The sequence below is a fragment of the Candidatus Pelagibacter sp. HIMB1587 genome, from assembly GCF_052047775.1.
Lineage (GTDB): Bacteria > Pseudomonadota > Alphaproteobacteria > Pelagibacterales > Pelagibacteraceae > Pelagibacter.
Map to the genome: position 1 here is coordinate 717,580 of NZ_JBNAJJ010000001.1, position 15,894 is coordinate 733,473.

Consider the following 15,894-nt stretch of genomic DNA (forward strand, 5'->3'; position numbering starts at 1 on the left):
TTTTTTAATCTTATGATTTTTTCATAATTTCAGCTTGAGCTGCTGCTAACCTTGCTACTGGAACTCTATAAGGAGAACAAGAAACGTAATTCAAACCTGCTTTCGAACAAAATAAAATACTTTTAGGATCACCACCGTGTTCGCCACAAATTCCAAGTTTTATATTTTTGTTTTGTCTCTTTCCATTTTCAACAGCTATTTTTATTAAATCTCCAACTCCATCATCTATCGAAATAAAGGGATCAATTGAAAAAATTTTATTATCTAAATAATCATTTAAAAATTTTCCACTATCATCTCTGCTTATTCCAAATGTAGTTTGAGTTAAATCATTAGTTCCAAAACTAAAAAATTCAGCATGTTTAGCAATATCTTTAGCCTTTATAGCTGCTCTGGGAAGTTCAATCATCGTACCCACCATAAACTCAATTTTTAATTTGTGCTCCTTTTGGACTTCACTTGCAATTCTTATTACTAAATCTTTCATTATTTTTATTTCTGCCTCAGTGGACACCAAAGGAATCATAATTTCTGGAAAAGCAGATTTAATTTTTTCTTTTTTGAGCTCAGCTAAAGCTTCAAATATTGCTCTACATTGCATTTCATATATTTCAGGGAAAGATATTCCAAGCCTACATCCCCTATGACCTAACATAGGATTTTGTTCATGCAATTCATCAATTCTAGATTCTACTTCTTTTGCTGAAAGATTGACAATATTTGCAACTTCATTAATCTCTTTATCTGTTCGAGGCAAAAACTCATGAAGAGGTGGATCTAACAATCTTACTGTAACGGGCAATCCACTCATAATTTTAAATATTTCAATAAAATCCTTTTTTTGATGAGGTAAAAGTTTTTTTAATGCAATTGATCTATCTTCTTTAGTTTTCGATAAAATCATTTCTCTTACTGATAAAATTCTTTCTTCATCAAAAAACATATGTTCAGTTCTGCAAAGACCAATTCCTTCAGCTCCAAAATCTTTTGCAGTTTTAGTATCCTCAGGTGTTTCAGAATTTGTTCTAATATTTAATTTTCTAAAACTATCTGCCCAAGTCATTATTTTGGAAAAATCTCCAGATATCTCTGGTTTAACTGTTTCCACACTACCAGATATAATTCTACCAGTTGACCCATCTATTGTAATAACGTCACCTTCTTTAATTTCCATTGAGGATGTTTTAAATGTCTTCATCTCATAATTAATATCAATTTCACTTGAGCCAGATACGCATGGTCTTCCCATGCCCCTAGCAACTACAGCAGCATGACTTGTCATTCCTCCCCTAGCAGTCAAAATTCCTTTTGCTGCATGCATTCCTTGTATATCTTCAGGTGACGTTTCTACTCTTACTAAGATTGTGTCTTGCATCATAGAAGTTAATCTTTCAGCCTCTTCTGAGGTAAATACAACCTTTCCACTTGCCGCTCCTGGAGAAGCAGGCAAACCATTAGCTATTACATTGATTGTACTCTTTTCATCAAGTGTAGGATGCAAAAGTGTGTCTAAAGAATTTGGATCAATTCTTAATACTGCTTCTTTTTTTGATATTAATTTTTCCTTAACCATATCAACTGCAATTTTTACTGCAGATTTCGCAGTTCTTTTTCCTGATCTAGTTTGAAGCATCCACAGTTTATTATTCTCAACCGTAAATTCTACATCTTGCATATCTTTGTAATGCTTTTCCAATTTTTTTAAAATTTTTTTTAATTCTTTGAAAACTTTTGGCAAAGATTCCTCCATTGAAGGTTCTTCAATTTTAGCATTTTTTCTTGCCTTCTTGGTTATATATTGTGGTGTTCTTGTACCAGCAACAACGTCCTCACCTTGTGCATTAATTAAGTACTCACCATATATTTCATTTGATCCATCTGATGGATTTCTTGTAAATACAACTCCAGTAGCACAATCATCACCCATATTACCAAAAACCATTGATTGAACGTTGACTGCTGTCCCCCATTCTGCTGGTATTTGATTTAATTTTCTATAGACTTTTGCTCTATTACTTTCCCATGATAAAAATACAGCACTAATTGCTCCAAATAATTGTTGAAATACATCTTGAGGAAATTCTTTTTTCGTTTTTTCTTTTACTGTTCTTTTAAAATCTTCAATTAAACCATCCCAATCATTTTCATCTAAGTCAGTGTCTAACAAAACACCTTTTGTTAGTTTATAATTTTCAATTAATTCTTCAAAATGATAACTCTCTACACCCATCACAACGTTTCCATACATTTGAATAAATCTTCTGTAACTGTCTTTGGCAAATCGCCCATTGGAGGTTTTCAAAGCTAACGCCTTTACTGTTTTATCATTTAAACCTAAATTGAGAATTGTATCCATCATTCCTGGCATAGATATTCTAGCACCCGATCTAACAGATAATAACAAAGGATTTTTTAGGTCTCCAAATTTTTTAGAAACATCTTTTTCAATAATTTTTAATTCTTTTTTAATTTGAGAAATTAAATTGTTATTTAATTTTTTCTTATCTTTATAAAAAATCTCACAGACTTTAGTGGATATTGTAAAACCAGGAGGAACTGGCAACCCCATCCTTCCCATTTCAGAAAGGTTAGCACCTTTTCCACCTAAAAAATTTTTTGGATTTTTAATACTTTTAGATTGTTTCGAATTAAAGTTTAATATGAGTTTCGTCATTAGTTAGACTCGATTAAAGAAAAATTAACATAATTGTCGAATGTTTTACACATCATTTGAATTAGTTCTAGCCTATTTTTCTTAATTACCAAATCATCCTCATTTACAATTACATTATCAAAAAAATCAAATACCTCTCTTTTAATACTTGCTAAATTTCCCAATGTTTGAACAAAATTTTCATCATTATTAAGACTTGAAAAATATTTCCTCAATTCATTAATTTTTTTAAATAGATTTTTTTCAAGTTCAGTTTTAAAAATACCAGGGTCAGTTGTATTAGATAATTCAATTTTATCTTTTTTTAATTCACTTTCTAGAATATTTGATGCTCTTTTATAGCTTAAAATAATATCTATTCCGTTTTGTTTATTTATTATTTTATTTAAATTTTTTGCTTTATTAAAAATAATTACAGATTGATCTAAGTTAGAAGAACTTATTGAAGCTTGTATTATATCGTTTCGGATATTTTCCTCCTTCATATAATATTTTAATCTCTCTAATAGAAAATCTAGTAATTCTTTTTGTAAAGATTTATTCTCAAATTCAAATCCTTGATCCTGATACAAACTTGAAGAATAATTTATTAAATCTCTAATTTTAAAATCTTTTTTATTTTCAATGATAATTCTAACAATCCCTAGTGCTAATCTTCTTAAAGCAAAAGGATCCTTGGAACTTGTTGGTTTTTGGTTTACACCAAAAAATCCAACTAAAGTATCAATCTTATCCGCTAAGGATAAAGCAATGCTATAAGGTTTTTTTGGAATTTTTGTTCCAGATCCTGCGGGTAAATATTGCTCACTAACTGCAAGTGATATTTCTTTATCAAAACCTTGCACATTTGCAAAATAACCTCCCATAATTCCCTGAAGTTCTGGAAATTCGCCAACCATTTCAGATAACAAGTCTACTTTGCTTATCGATGCTGATAATTCTACTTTTTCTTTACTAATTAATAACTGATCAGAAATAATAGCACCAAGCTTTCTCATTCTTTGAGCTTTATCAAAATAATTTCCAAGACCTTTGAAATAATTCATTAATTTTAAATCAGAAATTTTTTTGACCATGTTTTGAGCTTTATCTTTCTGCCAGAAAAATTCTGCATCGCTTAATCTTGCTTCAACTACTCTTTCATTTCCTAGTTTAATTAATCCTTTTTTATCTTTATTGTTTGCTACTACCAAAAATTGATTTGTAATATTTCCTTTTTTATCAAAAGTAGGAAAATACTTTTGGTGATATTGCATGGTTAGTATTAAAATCTCTTTGGGTATATTTAAAAATTTTTTATCAAATTCACAAACAATTACGTTAGGTTGGTCAGTTAAATCGACTACTTCCTGAAGAAGCTTAGGATTGCTATCAATATTTATATTTCTTTTTTTTAAAATAATATCGAATTTTTTTTCTATTAGATCTTTTCTCTCAACGTGATCGATAAGTATATCCATTTTTTTAAAAAAATTTTTATATGTTTTAAAGTCTGAAAATAGTTTTTTCTTTTCTTCAAATTCTTTATCTATAAATGTCGAGTTAGATGAAATTAAATGATGAAATTTAAAATTTAGTTTTTTTTTATCAAAGATGGATAAAATAGATTTTAATGGCCTACCCCATAATAGTTCATAATTTGACCATTTCATTGACTTTTTCCATTGAATTTTATTCAGTATTTGAGGTATGGCTCCTTCTAATAATGTATGAGTATCTAATTTTTTTGATATAGTTTTATAAAAATAGAACTCACCTTTATCTGTTTTTTTTACAAACAACTCTTTTTTTGAAACGCCATTTGATCTAGCAAATCCCTCCAACGCAGCATCTGGAGACTTTGTACTCGGACCTTTTATTTCCTCAGATTTTAAAACTATCCTCTTTTCAACTCCCTCAAACAAAATTAATAACCTATTGGGTGTCGAGTAAGATGAACTTTTTTTAAATTTAATAGATTTTTCTAAAAAAAATTCATTAAAACTTTTTAGTAGATTTTCTCTTAAATTTTTTTGTAAATTTGAAGGTATTTCCTCACTAAACAATTCTAAGAAAAATTCAGACATTATTTTTGACCATCTAACCAAACACTAGCAGCTGATTTTGTAATATCTCTTATTCTTGCAATATATCCTGCTCTTTGAGCAACGCTAATTGCTCCGCGTGCATCTAATATATTAAATACATGACTTGCTTTTAAACATTGATCATAAGCTGGTAGTGAAATTTTTTTTTCAACTAATGACTTTGCTTCCAACTCGTGCATATCAAACATTTTAAAAAGTGACTCTACATTTGCATGTTCAAAATTATATGCCGAAAATTCTCTCTCAGCTTGATGAAATACTTCTTTATATTTTACACCATCATCATTCCATAACAGATCGTAGACATTTTTTTGCTGCTGAATAAACATACATATTCTTTCTAATCCATATGTAATTTCTACAGAAACTGGTTTGCATTCAAATCCTGCCATCTGTTGAAAATAAGTAAATTGAGTAATTTCCATGCCATCACACCATACCTCCCAACCAAGACCAGCAGCTCCCAATGTTGGACTTTCCCAGTCGTCTTCTACAAATCTAATGTCATGATCTGAATGATCAATTCCTATAGATGATAAACTATTGAGGTAAAGTTTTTTAATATTTTCAGGCGAAGGTTTTATAAGAACTTGAAATTGATAATAATGTTGAAGTCTATTTGGATTGTCTCCATACCTTCCATCTGTGGGTCTTCTTGATGGCTGCACATATGCTGTCTTCCAAGGTTTAGCCCCTAATGACCTCAATGTAGTTGCTGGATGAAATGTGCCTGCTCCTACTTCCATGTCATAAGGTTGGAGAACTACACATCCCTTTTTGCTCCAAAACTTTTGAAGATTTAAAATTGTATCTTGAAATGTAAGAATTTTCTCTTTTAATTTAGAAACCATATCTTTGCCAGATTGATCTTTCATCCAAAATATTTGCAAATTGGTCAATATGATTTGAAGATGAAAGTTTTTGACTTAACCACCCTTTTGTTTTTTCAAATTTTTTAATTACAACATCTTCACCAAACTTTTCTTTTAAGATTTCATGTGCATCTCCTATGTCATCTATTAATCCTAATTTTTTAGCTCTTGAACCTGACCAAAATTCACCAGAAAATAATTCTACTTCTGTTTTATTTAATTTTGCTCCACGACTTTTTTCAACAACATTTATGAAATCTTGATGTAAATCTAATTGGATATTTTTAAGTCTTTGAATATCTTCTTCCTTTTCTTCCATAAAAGGATCAAGTGTGCTCTTATTCTTTCCAGCTGTGTGAACTCTTCTCTCAACACCTATTTTCTTGATTAATTCAGTAAAACCAAATGATGAATATATAACCCCTATAGACCCAATAATTGAACTTGAATTTGCATAAATTTCATCTCCAGCACATGAGATGAGATATCCCCCAGATGCAGCAACATCCTCTGCAAAAAAAATAACTTTCTTATTACTTTTTTTAGCTTGCTGACGAATAAAACTATAAATTAAATGTGACTGTACAGGTGAGCCTCCTGGAGAATTGATTGATATTGCTACTGCAGCAGCTTTTTTCAGTGAAAAAGCTTTTTTAATAATTTCTTCCTGTCCTGCAAAATCAATACCTTGCTTAAACTTACCAGCATTACCAATGACGCCATTTAATTTAATATGTGAAACAATTTTTTTCTTTTTTAAAAAGGAGAACATATTTATCTCTTACAGAATATTTAGTTGATTATAAAGACTACTTATAATTGAAGAAATAGGTGCGTCAAATGATAAGTAATAAATATAGCTTATTTATATTAATTTAAAATTAATATGGGAACTGTAGTACAACTTAAAAACCAGATAAATAATTCATATTTCCAATTGAGGGACTCTGTTGAAGAAAAACTAGCTTTGACTGAAGAAAGAATAAAATCCAAATTAACTAGTGATGTTCAATTAGTTCAAAAAATGACTAATTATCATATAGAAACTGGTGGCAAAAGACTTAGGGCTTTATTGACATTAGGAAGTGCTAAGTTATGTGGTTACTCAAAAGGTTCAAGAGACGTAAATTTAGCAGCTTGTGTAGAACTTATTCACAGTGCAACTTTGATGCATGATGATGTTATCGATGAAGGTGAGATTAGAAGAGGTAAAGAAACTTTAAATAAAATTTGGAATAATCATTCCTCGGTTTTAATTGGAGATTATCTCTTAAGCAGATGTTTTGAGATGATGGTGGAAGATGGAAACTTAGAGGTATTAAAATTATTATCATCAACTTCATCTAAAATTGCCCAAGGAGAAGTATTACAACTACAACATAATAATGAAGTTGATATGCTTGAAGAAACATATCTAAAAATTATCTCTGCCAAAACTGCAGAACTATTTGCTGCTTCAACAAAAGTAGGCGCAATTTTAGCTGATGTAGAAAATAAAGAAAAAGATGCACTAGAATTTTATGGAAGGAACTTAGGGTTAACTTTTCAAATTGCAGATGACACGTTAGATTATAATTCTGAATTAAAGTTATTTGGAAAAAAAATAGGAAAAGATTTTTTTGAAGGAAAGGTGACTTTACCAATAATCTTGCTTTACCAAAAATTAGAAAACAATGAAAAAAATAAGCTAAAAGAAGTATTTAATAAAAATGAGAGAACAAAAGAAGATTTTGATAATATTGTATCTTTAATTAATAAATATAAGATTATAAATGAATGCTACCAAAAAGCTCAGCACTATATTAATTTAGCATCAAATTCTTTAAGCGTCTTCAAGGATACTAAAGAAAAAGAAATTCTTAAAAAACTCACATCTTTTAGTTTAGCAAGAAATTTTTAAGGACTTAATAAAGACTTATTCCATAATCCATTCTGGCTTTTTTTATAGAGTAATCTTTCATGAATTCTATTTTCTCCATCTAACCAAAACTCTATATTTTGTGGATTTAAATTCCATCCAGACCAGTGTTTTGGTCTAGGAACTTTTGTTTCATCAGAATATTTATTTTTATATACCTTAATTGAATTTATTAATTCATCTCTATTTTTTAATTCTTGGCTCTGATTTGATGCCCATGCACCAATTCTACTTTCATATGCTCTGGAAGAATAATATTCATCTGCAACATCATCAGAAACTAATGATACAGTCCCAGCAATTCTCACTTGTCTTAAAAGACTTTTCCAATGAAAACACATCGAAGCATTAGGATTTTCCTTTAGTTCATTACCTTTTCGACTATTTAAATTAGTATAGAAAACAAATCCATCTTTATTAAAACCCTTAAGGAGCACCATTCTGACGGATGGAACATTATTTTTACTTGAAGTTGCTAGCGCAACTGCATTTGGATCATTTGGTTCAGTCTGTTTAGCTTTTTCCATCCATATTTCAAATAACTTAATTGGGTCATCTAAATTTAAAAAGCAGCTGTTGATACCAAGTTGGTTTTTTTCATTCATAATTTAAACAAAATAATCTATATAATATAAATAATGTCATTTAACACTTTTGGAAAGCTATTTCGTTTCACAACTTGGGGTGAATCTCACGGTCCTGCTATTGGCTGTATAGTTGACGGTTGTCCTCCAAATATAAATCTAGATGAAAAAGATATTCAATTAGAATTAGACAAAAGAAAACCTGGACAATCAAAATTTACTACACAAAGAAAAGAAGACGATAAGGTCCAAATACTTTCAGGTGTATTTGAAGGAAAAACTACTGGCACACCAATTTCTCTAATTATTTATAATAAAGACATGAGATCTAAAGATTACGGAAATATTAAAGATAAATTTAGACCAGGTCATGCAGACTTTACCTATTTCAAAAAATATGGAATTAGAGATTATAGAGGCGGAGGAAGATCTTCAGCTAGAGAAACAGCTTCAAGAGTTGCTGCTGGTGCTATAGCTAAGCTAGTACTTCAAAAAAAATTAGGAAAAAAATTTAAAGTTATAGGTGCTGTAACTCAATTAGGAATCTTAGGATGCGATACGTCACAATGGAATGATAAAATTATTTCAAAAAATCCATTCTTTTGTCCAGATAAGTCCATGATTAAATTATGGGAAAAATATTTACTTGGTGTAAGAAAATCAGGGTCATCCTGTGGAGCTGTAATAGAGGTTAGGGCAAGAGGTATTCCTGCAGGTCTTGGTGCGCCTATTTATTCAAAATTAGATTCTGACATTGCATCAGCTTTTATGAGTATTAATGCAGTTAAAGGGGTAAATGTAGGTGCTGGAATGAATTCAGCACAACTAAGTGGTGAGCAAAACTCTGATGAAATATCATCAAAAAATAATAAATTAAAATTTAACTCTAATAATGCAGGCGGTATCTTGGGTGGAATTTCTTCTGGACAAGAAATAATAGCATCATTTGCAGTTAAACCTACATCTTCAATTTTAACTACAAGAAAAACAATTAATAAATTCGGAAAAAATACCACAATATCTGTTAAAGGAAGACATGACCCTTGCGTAGGAATAAGAGCTGTTCCAGTTGGAGAAGCTATGATGAATTGTGTTTTATTAGACCACTACCTAATGAATCAGGCTCAGTGCGGATAAATAATTAGTTTTTTACTACTCTAATTGAATCCTTATTAAATAAAACTTCTAAAACTTTTTTTGTAATTTGTGGACTATTAAGTCCAGCAATATCATACATTTTTTTTGGATTATCTTGCTCTATGAATTCATCTGGAAGAGTCATAGATCTAAATTTTAAACCTTTATCAAATATTCCTTTTTCAGCTAATAAATTTTTAACATGGGATCCAAAACCTCCTATAGAGCCTTCTTCAATTGTAACCATTAATTCATGTTCTCTTGCAGATTTTAAAATTAAATCTTCATCTAAAGGTTTAGCAAATCTGGCATCTATAATTGTTGTTGAAATACCCTTTGCTTTCAATTCTTCTGCAGCTACTTTACACTCCTCAAGTCTAGTTCCTAAACTCAACAAACAAACTTGAGTTCCTTGCTGAATAATTTTTCCTTTACCTATCTCTATTTTTTCCTCTATTGACGGAAGTTCAACTCCAATACCTGTTCCTCTTGGATATCTTATTGCACAGGGTTTATCATTAATATCAACCGAAGTATTAATCATTTTTACTAACTCAGCTTCATCACTAGCTGCCATCACGATAAAATTTGGTAAAGTTGACAAATAAGTGATATCAAAAGACCCTGCGTGCGTTGATCCATCTGCGCCAACTAATCCAGCTCTATCAATTGCAAATCTTACAGGTAGACTCTGTATTGCTACATCATGCACTACTTGGTCATAAGCTCTTTGAAGAAAGGTAGAATAGATGGCGGCATAGGGTTTATACCCTTCTGTTGCAAGACCTGCAGCAAAAGTAACTGCATGCTGTTCAGCTATACCAACGTCAAACATTCTTTTTGGAAATTCCTTACCAAAAGTATCCATACCGGTTCCACCTGGCATTGCTGCAGTTATTCCAACAATCTTACTGTCTTTTTTTGCATGCTTAACAAGTGTATTTGCAAAAACTTTTGTATATGCAGGTAAATTAGAACCACTTTTTTGTTGCTCTCCAGTTTCAACATTAAATTTTGATACTCCATGATAGTGATCGCTAGCTTTCTCAGCATAAGAATATCCTTTTCCTTTTTGAGTTTTAATATGTATCATAATTGGACCCTCATGCTTTGAGTCTCTAGCATTTCTTAAAATAGGGACAAGTGTGGAAAGATCATGTCCATCTATTGGTCCTGCATAATAAAAACCAAGTGAGCTAAATAGTGTTCCACCGGTGACAGCAGAACGAAAAAAATCTTCTGCCTTACCAGCTTTAGCACTAAATCTTTTTGAAAAAGCTGAGGTGATTAATTTTAAAGTTTCTCTTAAGCTAAAATAGATTTTTCCAGTAAATAACTTTGCTAAATAAGTTCTCATTGCACCTACTGGTTTTGCTATAGACATATCATTATCATTTAATATAACGATCATTTTAGTTTTTGATGCGCCAGCGTTATTCATAGCTTCATATGCCATACCAGCACTAATTGCGCCATCTCCAATAACAGCTATTACATTTGAAGATTTATTTTCTAATTTATTTGCTTCAGCCATGCCAAGTGCAGATGATATAGATGTGGAACTATGAGCTGCACCAAATGGGTCATACTCACTCTCAGATCTTTTAGTAAAACCTGATAAACCGTTGCCTTGTCTTAAGGTTGTAATTTTTTGTTTTCTTCCCGTTAAAATTTTATGTGGGTATGCTTGGTGTCCTACATCCCAAATTAATCTATCATTAGGTGTGTCAAAAACATAGTGCAGAGCAACAGTCAGCTCAACAACCCCTAGACCTGCACCTAAATGTCCACCAGTTTTAGATACTGCACTGATCATCTCTTCTCTAACTTCATCAGCTACTTGTTGTAAATCATTTTCAGAAACTTTTCTTAAATCGGATGGAAAGTTAATATTATCTAAAAACTTGTAATTATTTTTCATTTATTTCTATTCAATATAAATTCTAATGTATCGTTTAAATTTTCTGATTTTGAACCATAAATTTTTAAATTTCTATTAATATCTGAAATAATCTTACCACAATACTTGATTGAAGCATCATAACCTAGCAAACTTATAAGCGTAGCTTTGCCTTTTTTTTGATCTTTTTTAGTTCTTTTCCCAGCAATTTTAGAATTACCTTTAAAATCTATTAAATCATCTGCTATTTGAAAAAGAAGACCAATATCAGAACCAAGACTCTCAAAAAATTTTATTTCCTTTAGACTTTTCTCCTTAATGATTGCTGGTACTGCACAACAAAAACTAAAAAGTTTTCCTGTTTTTTTAATTTCCATTTCTATAATTTGTTTTTTTGAAACTTTCTTTTTTTCAAAATCTAAATCTAAATATTGACCACCCGCTATACCCAAATGTCCTGAACACATAGAAAGTTTATCTACTAATTTAACTTTAATTTTGTCACTCAACTTTATCTTAGAACTAGTTAAAATTTCAAAAGCCATTGTTAATAATGAATTTCCAGCGAGGACAGCTGTCGACTCACCAAATTTAATATGAGCTGATGGCTTACCTCTTCTCATATTATCGTTATCCATGCATGGTAAATCATCATGAATAAGAGAATAAGCATGAATACATTCTACAGCAGCACCTATAGCAATTAATGTGTGATAGTTAATTGAGAATAACGATCCAATATCAATTAATATTTTAGATCTAATTTTTTTTCCTCCAGGAAATAATCCGTACCTCATTGCATAAACTAATTTAGAATTTTCTTGTTCCTGAATGTATTTTTTCAAGAATAAATTGGTATCTTTTGCAATTTTATTAAGTTGATTTTTCACTTTCTCTTAATGATATCCTTAATTTTTTTATTTGTATTTTCACTAATAGATCTCAAATTTTTTTGAAATTTTTTTTCAATTAAATTATTTAATTTTAGTAACTCTTGATAGCTTTCTACAGAATTGTCTAGGTCATCTTTTTCTTCTAAAGACTTTATCATTTGATTTGCTTCATCTGTTAACTCTTCAAGCGTTCTATTATCATAATCGAGTGGTAAATTTTTATCTTTCATATATTAATCATTACTATTACATGAAAAATATTCAATCAAACATCAAAAAAGCGAAAAATTACTTAGATAAAAGTCATTGTGTAGCTGTTCCAACAGAAACTGTTTACGGACTAGCAGGTAACGCATACTCGGACACTGCTGTTAAAAAAATTTTTAACCTAAAAAGAAGACCTGCTAACAATCCACTAATTGTTCACTACTATAATTTAAAAAAAATTTCAGAAGACTGTGAAATAAATGATAATTTTATTAAACTTTATAAAAAATTTTCTCCAGGACCAATAACATATATATTGAAGCTCAAAAAAAATTCTAAAATATCGAAGTTTGTAACTAATAATAAAAAAACAGTTGCTATACGATTTCCAAAACATCCTCTATTTAGAAAATTACTCAAAAATTTAAAATATCCAGTTGCAGCACCAAGTGCTAATATTTCTTCAAGATTAAGTGCTGTAAAAGCAGCAGACGTCAAAGATGAATTTGGCAACAAAATAAAATTTATTTTGAATGGTGGTGTTTGTAAAATTGGTGTCGAGTCTACAATATTAAATATAACAAATAAACCTAGATTACTAAGATATGGAGGATTGAGTGTTTCAAAGATTAAAAAAACTTTGAATCAAAAAATAATAATTAATATAAATTCAAAAGATAAAATTTCTCCTGGTCTTTTTCCTTTGCACTATTCTCCAGGACTACCTTTAAGAATGAATGCAAAAAAAAACAAAAAAAATGAAGCTTTTGTACTCTTAAAAAAAAGAGAAAATATATCTAAAGATATTTATTATTTAAGCAAAACAAGAAACTTAAATGAAGCTGCCAGAAACCTGTATAGTGTTTTGAGGAAAATAAAAAAAGATAAATATAAATCAATAGCTGTAGAAAAAATACCAAATGAAGGAATTGGAAAAACAATAAATGACAGACTCAAGAGAGCATCAAACTTCAAATGAAAAACTCAATAGAAGTCATAAATCTATCAAAATCATATAAGACTAAAAATGCAGTTAATAATATAAATTTTAAAATTAATGAAAATGAAATAGTAGGACTGTTAGGTCCAAATGGTTGTGGAAAAACAACAACAATCGGAATGATACTAGGATTATTAAAACCAACAAGTGGCCAAGTCTTAATTAACGGTAAAAATATTGAAAATAATAAAATTTCAATTCTACACAAAATGAATTTTATTTCTCCCTATATTGAATTGCCTAAAAAATTAACAGTAAACCAAAATTTAATTGTGTATGGGAAACTATATAATATTCAAAATTTGAATGACAGAATTAATTTTCTCTCAGAAAAATTAAGATTGGGAGATCTTTTAGATAAAATTACAGGAGAGCTGTCATCAGGACAAAAAAATAGGGTCAGTCTTGCGAAAGCATTAATTAATGATCCTACTGTGCTCTTGTTAGATGAGCCAACTGCTGCTCTAGACCCCGAAACAGCAGATTTTATTAGAACCTTTTTAGAAAAGTATAAAGAGGAAAAAAAAATATCTGTTTTGCTGGCTTCTCATAACATGGATGAAGTAAAAAGATTATGTAATTCTGTTATGATGATGAAAGATGGTACTATCGTAGACAGTGGCACTCCAGAAGATTTGATAAAAAAATATGGACAAAAAAACCTGGAAGAAGTTTTTTTAGAAATTGTTAGGAAAGATAAATGAATATTACAAGAATATATGGATTATTTTTAAGGCATTTTTATTTAATTACTAGATCGTTCCCAAGAATACTTGATTTAATATATTGGCCCTCCATCCAGATAACTCTTTGGGGTTTCATTTCGAATTTTTTTGCAGAACACAGTTCATACTATAGTGGAGCTGTTGGAGTTATATTGTCTTGTGCAATTCTTTATGATTTTCTTTTTAGAACAAGCATTGGTTTTAATATGTTATTTTTAGAAGAAATTTGGAGTAGGAATTTTACTAATTTGTTTATTGCTCCAATGAAAATTAGTGAAATAATTACTGCACTTGTAATCACCGCTTTAATAAGAGCTTTAATCGGATTAATTCCAGCGATACTTTTAACCTCACCATTATTTGGCATATCTATATTAAACTTGGGATTACCATTAGCTTTTCTTTTTTTAAGTTTGTACATTTTTGGAATTACTTTGGGGCTTTTTGTATCAGCTGGGTTGCTAAGATTTGGGCCATCTTTTGAGAATATTGCATGGTCTACAATGTTTTTATTGGCACCTTTTGGCTGTATCTATTATCCAGTTGAAATTTTACCTGAAATATTTCAATCAATAGCTTTCGCATTGCCATTAGTTTATATATTTGAAGAAACCAGAAATATCTTGGTCAATGGAATTGTTAGCTATGAAAATATTCGTATCGCACTTTCATTAAATGCATTTTATTTCACAGTTGCTATAGCAACTTTTTATTTTTCGTTTGATAAAGCTAGAGAAAAAGGGACATTAATTAATATTGGAGAGTAAATGGTGCGCCTGCAAGGAGTCGAACCCTGAACCTCCAGAGCCGAAATCTGGCGCTCTATCCAGTTGAGCTACAAGCGCATTTAGTATTAATATTATATTTTATGGAAAAAAGCATTAATTTTATAGTTGAAGAAGAAGAAAAGAATTTAAGAGTAGATGTATTAATTAACAAAAGAGACGAAATTATTAGTAGAACCAGAGTTAAAAATTTAATTTTAAAAGAAAAATTAAAACTAAATAATGAAATAATTAAAAGTCCATCTAAAAAAGTTTCGATTGGTGATGTTGTAAATCTTACGATTCCAGAACCAGAGATTGCATCTCTAAAGCCTTATGATTTTAAATTAAATATTGTTTATGAAGATTCTGATTTATTAGTCATCGATAAACCTTCAGGAATTATAATGCATCCTGGAGCAGGCAATTATGACAAAACAATTGTAAATGCATTGATGCATTACGATAAAGAATCTTTATCAACTATTGGGGATGAATTAAGACCTGGAATTGTCCATAGAATTGATAAAAATACTTCAGGTTTAGTTGTTGTGGCAAAAAATAATGAGACCCATGAAAATTTATCAAAACAATTCAGTAAGCACACAATTATTAGAGAATACCAACTTTTAATATGGGGAAAGCTAAGACCATCTTTTGGTAGGATAGAAACATTTATTACTCGTAGTTCAAAAAACAGACAACTTATGGAAGTGAGCAGTTCAAAGGGTAAGAAAGCTGTAACAAACTATAAAACAATTGAAATTTTCGAAAATAAAAAAATACCTACATTAAGTTTAGTCGAATGCAAATTAGAAACTGGCAGAACTCATCAAATCAGAGTGCACATGAATTATAAAGGAAATAGTTTAGTTGGTGATGACAAATATAAAAAAAAATATAAAAAATTAAAAAACGTTGATTTTGACATTCAAAATTCAATTACAAATTTAGACAGACAATTTCTACACGCAAAGACTTTAGGCTTTGTTCATCCTAGAACTCAGAAAGAGCTGATTTTTACCTCAATTTTGCCTCAAGAACTAAATAATATTTTAAAAATGCTTAGAAACACTGAAGAATAAATTATTGAAAATTAAGTATAATTAACTAAATAAACTCTGCTATGAACA

The 15,894-nt window shown here is 29.9% G+C and carries 14 protein-coding genes and 1 tRNA gene; 6 read left to right on the forward strand and 9 right to left on the reverse strand.

Features of this window, described 5'->3' with window-relative positions; genetic code table 11:
- Positions 1–10: 10 nt before the first annotated feature.
- From ppdK to ACTTBE_RS03995, 4 genes are read right to left on the reverse strand one after another with little or no spacing between them, the layout of a single operon-like run.
- Positions 11–2,674 (reverse strand): pyruvate, phosphate dikinase, encoded by a 2,664-nt coding sequence (ppdK, locus tag ACTTBE_RS03980; protein WP_440677213.1) that lies wholly within the window; start codon positions 2,672–2,674, stop codon positions 11–13.
- Complete coding sequence (gene glyS / locus ACTTBE_RS03985) at positions 2,674–4,740, reverse strand: glycine--tRNA ligase subunit beta (protein ID WP_440677214.1); 2,067 nt, start codon at positions 4,738–4,740, stop codon at positions 2,674–2,676. The genes ppdK and glyS overlap by 1 nt, the downstream gene beginning before the upstream one ends.
- Positions 4,740–5,636: a glycine--tRNA ligase subunit alpha gene (locus ACTTBE_RS03990; RefSeq protein ID WP_440677215.1), complete on the reverse strand. Its 897-nt coding sequence runs from the start codon at positions 5,634–5,636 to the stop codon at positions 4,740–4,742. Before ACTTBE_RS03990 ends, glyS begins: the two co-directional genes overlap by 1 nt.
- Positions 5,602–6,405: a S49 family peptidase gene (locus ACTTBE_RS03995; RefSeq protein ID WP_075506275.1), complete on the reverse strand. Its 804-nt coding sequence runs from the start codon at positions 6,403–6,405 to the stop codon at positions 5,602–5,604. The genes ACTTBE_RS03990 and ACTTBE_RS03995 overlap by 35 nt, the downstream gene beginning before the upstream one ends.
- 114 nt (positions 6,406–6,519) lie before the next feature.
- On the opposite strand from ACTTBE_RS03995, the gene ACTTBE_RS04000 reads away from it, so the two are divergent.
- Positions 6,520–7,533, forward strand: a complete 1,014-nt coding sequence (locus ACTTBE_RS04000) for a polyprenyl synthetase family protein (RefSeq protein ID WP_440677216.1) — start codon at positions 6,520–6,522, stop codon at positions 7,531–7,533.
- On the opposite strand, the gene pdxH is transcribed toward ACTTBE_RS04000, so the two are convergent.
- Positions 7,530–8,156 (reverse strand): pyridoxamine 5'-phosphate oxidase, encoded by a 627-nt coding sequence (gene pdxH / locus ACTTBE_RS04005; protein WP_440677217.1) that lies wholly within the window; start codon positions 8,154–8,156, stop codon positions 7,530–7,532. The two genes, ACTTBE_RS04000 and pdxH, sit on opposite strands and share 4 nt — an antisense overlap.
- A 33-nt stretch (positions 8,157–8,189) precedes the next feature.
- Here pdxH and aroC point away from each other — a divergent pair, with 33 nt between their 5' ends.
- Positions 8,190–9,272 carry a chorismate synthase gene (aroC, locus tag ACTTBE_RS04010; RefSeq protein WP_440677218.1) on the forward strand — a complete coding sequence of 361 codons (1,083 nt, stop codon included), beginning with the start codon at positions 8,190–8,192 and terminating at the stop codon, positions 9,270–9,272.
- 4 nt (positions 9,273–9,276) lie between these two features.
- Here aroC and dxs read toward each other — a convergent pair whose 3' ends face one another.
- Genes dxs through ACTTBE_RS04025 form a run of 3 tightly spaced genes read right to left on the reverse strand, consistent with a single transcriptional unit; the run spans position 9,277 to position 12,295 of the window.
- Complete coding sequence (gene dxs / locus ACTTBE_RS04015) at positions 9,277–11,193, reverse strand: 1-deoxy-D-xylulose-5-phosphate synthase (RefSeq protein ID WP_440677220.1); 1,917 nt, start codon at positions 11,191–11,193, stop codon at positions 9,277–9,279.
- Positions 11,190–12,062, reverse strand: coding sequence for a polyprenyl synthetase family protein (locus ACTTBE_RS04020; protein WP_440677221.1), 873 nt, complete (start codon positions 12,060–12,062; stop codon positions 11,190–11,192). Before ACTTBE_RS04020 ends, dxs begins: the two co-directional genes overlap by 4 nt.
- Positions 12,059–12,295: an exonuclease VII small subunit gene (locus tag ACTTBE_RS04025; RefSeq protein WP_262590296.1), complete on the reverse strand. Its 237-nt coding sequence runs from the start codon at positions 12,293–12,295 to the stop codon at positions 12,059–12,061. The genes ACTTBE_RS04020 and ACTTBE_RS04025 overlap by 4 nt, the downstream gene beginning before the upstream one ends.
- A gap of 20 nt (positions 12,296–12,315) precedes the next feature.
- On the opposite strand from ACTTBE_RS04025, the gene ACTTBE_RS04030 reads away from it, so the two are divergent.
- Genes ACTTBE_RS04030 through ACTTBE_RS04040 form a run of 3 tightly spaced genes read left to right on the forward strand, consistent with a single transcriptional unit; the run spans position 12,316 to position 14,764 of the window.
- Entirely contained in the window at positions 12,316–13,251 is a 936-nt protein-coding gene (locus ACTTBE_RS04030; RefSeq protein WP_440677222.1) for an L-threonylcarbamoyladenylate synthase, read from the forward strand.
- Positions 13,248–13,976 carry an ABC transporter ATP-binding protein gene (locus ACTTBE_RS04035; RefSeq protein ID WP_440677223.1) on the forward strand — a complete coding sequence of 243 codons (729 nt, stop codon included), beginning with the start codon at positions 13,248–13,250 and terminating at the stop codon, positions 13,974–13,976. Before ACTTBE_RS04030 ends, ACTTBE_RS04035 begins: the two co-directional genes overlap by 4 nt.
- Positions 13,973–14,764 carry an ABC transporter permease gene (locus ACTTBE_RS04040; protein ID WP_440677224.1) on the forward strand — a complete coding sequence of 264 codons (792 nt, stop codon included), beginning with the start codon at positions 13,973–13,975 and terminating at the stop codon, positions 14,762–14,764. The genes ACTTBE_RS04035 and ACTTBE_RS04040 overlap by 4 nt, the downstream gene beginning before the upstream one ends.
- A 1-nt stretch (position 14,765) precedes the next feature.
- Here ACTTBE_RS04040 and ACTTBE_RS04045 read toward each other — a convergent pair.
- Positions 14,766–14,842 (reverse strand) — tRNA-Arg (locus tag ACTTBE_RS04045).
- A gap of 23 nt (positions 14,843–14,865) precedes the next feature.
- On the opposite strand from ACTTBE_RS04045, the gene ACTTBE_RS04050 reads away from it, so the two are divergent.
- Entirely contained in the window at positions 14,866–15,846 is a 981-nt protein-coding gene (locus ACTTBE_RS04050) for an RluA family pseudouridine synthase (protein WP_440647385.1), read from the forward strand.
- Positions 15,847–15,894: the final 48 nt, after the last annotated feature.

What these genes read in the sequence shown, in the direction of transcription:
- ACTTBE_RS04030 (WP_440677222.1), top strand. Translation starts at nt 12,316, where the DNA reads ATGAAAAATATTCAATCAAACATCAAAAAAGCGAAAAATTACTTAGAT.
- ACTTBE_RS03990 (WP_440677215.1), bottom strand. Translation starts at nt 5,636, where the DNA reads ATGAAAGATCAATCTGGCAAAGATATGGTTTCTAAATTAAAAGAGAAA.
- ppdK (WP_440677213.1), bottom strand. Translation starts at nt 2,674, where the DNA reads ATGACGAAACTCATATTAAACTTTAATTCGAAACAATCTAAAAGTATT.
- aroC (WP_440677218.1), top strand. Translation starts at nt 8,190, where the DNA reads ATGTCATTTAACACTTTTGGAAAGCTATTTCGTTTCACAACTTGGGGT.
- pdxH (WP_440677217.1), bottom strand. Translation starts at nt 8,156, where the DNA reads ATGAATGAAAAAAACCAACTTGGTATCAACAGCTGCTTTTTAAATTTA.
- ACTTBE_RS04035 (WP_440677223.1), top strand. Translation starts at nt 13,248, where the DNA reads ATGAAAAACTCAATAGAAGTCATAAATCTATCAAAATCATATAAGACT.
- ACTTBE_RS04025 (WP_262590296.1), bottom strand. Translation starts at nt 12,295, where the DNA reads ATGAAAGATAAAAATTTACCACTCGATTATGATAATAGAACGCTTGAA.
- ACTTBE_RS04040 (WP_440677224.1), top strand. Translation starts at nt 13,973, where the DNA reads ATGAATATTACAAGAATATATGGATTATTTTTAAGGCATTTTTATTTA.
- glyS (WP_440677214.1), bottom strand. Translation starts at nt 4,740, where the DNA reads ATGTCTGAATTTTTCTTAGAATTGTTTAGTGAGGAAATACCTTCAAAT.
- ACTTBE_RS04000 (WP_440677216.1), top strand. Translation starts at nt 6,520, where the DNA reads ATGGGAACTGTAGTACAACTTAAAAACCAGATAAATAATTCATATTTC.
- ACTTBE_RS03995 (WP_075506275.1), bottom strand. Translation starts at nt 6,405, where the DNA reads ATGTTCTCCTTTTTAAAAAAGAAAAAAATTGTTTCACATATTAAATTA.
- ACTTBE_RS04050 (WP_440647385.1), top strand. Translation starts at nt 14,866, where the DNA reads ATGGAAAAAAGCATTAATTTTATAGTTGAAGAAGAAGAAAAGAATTTA.
- dxs (WP_440677220.1), bottom strand. Translation starts at nt 11,193, where the DNA reads ATGAAAAATAATTACAAGTTTTTAGATAATATTAACTTTCCATCCGAT.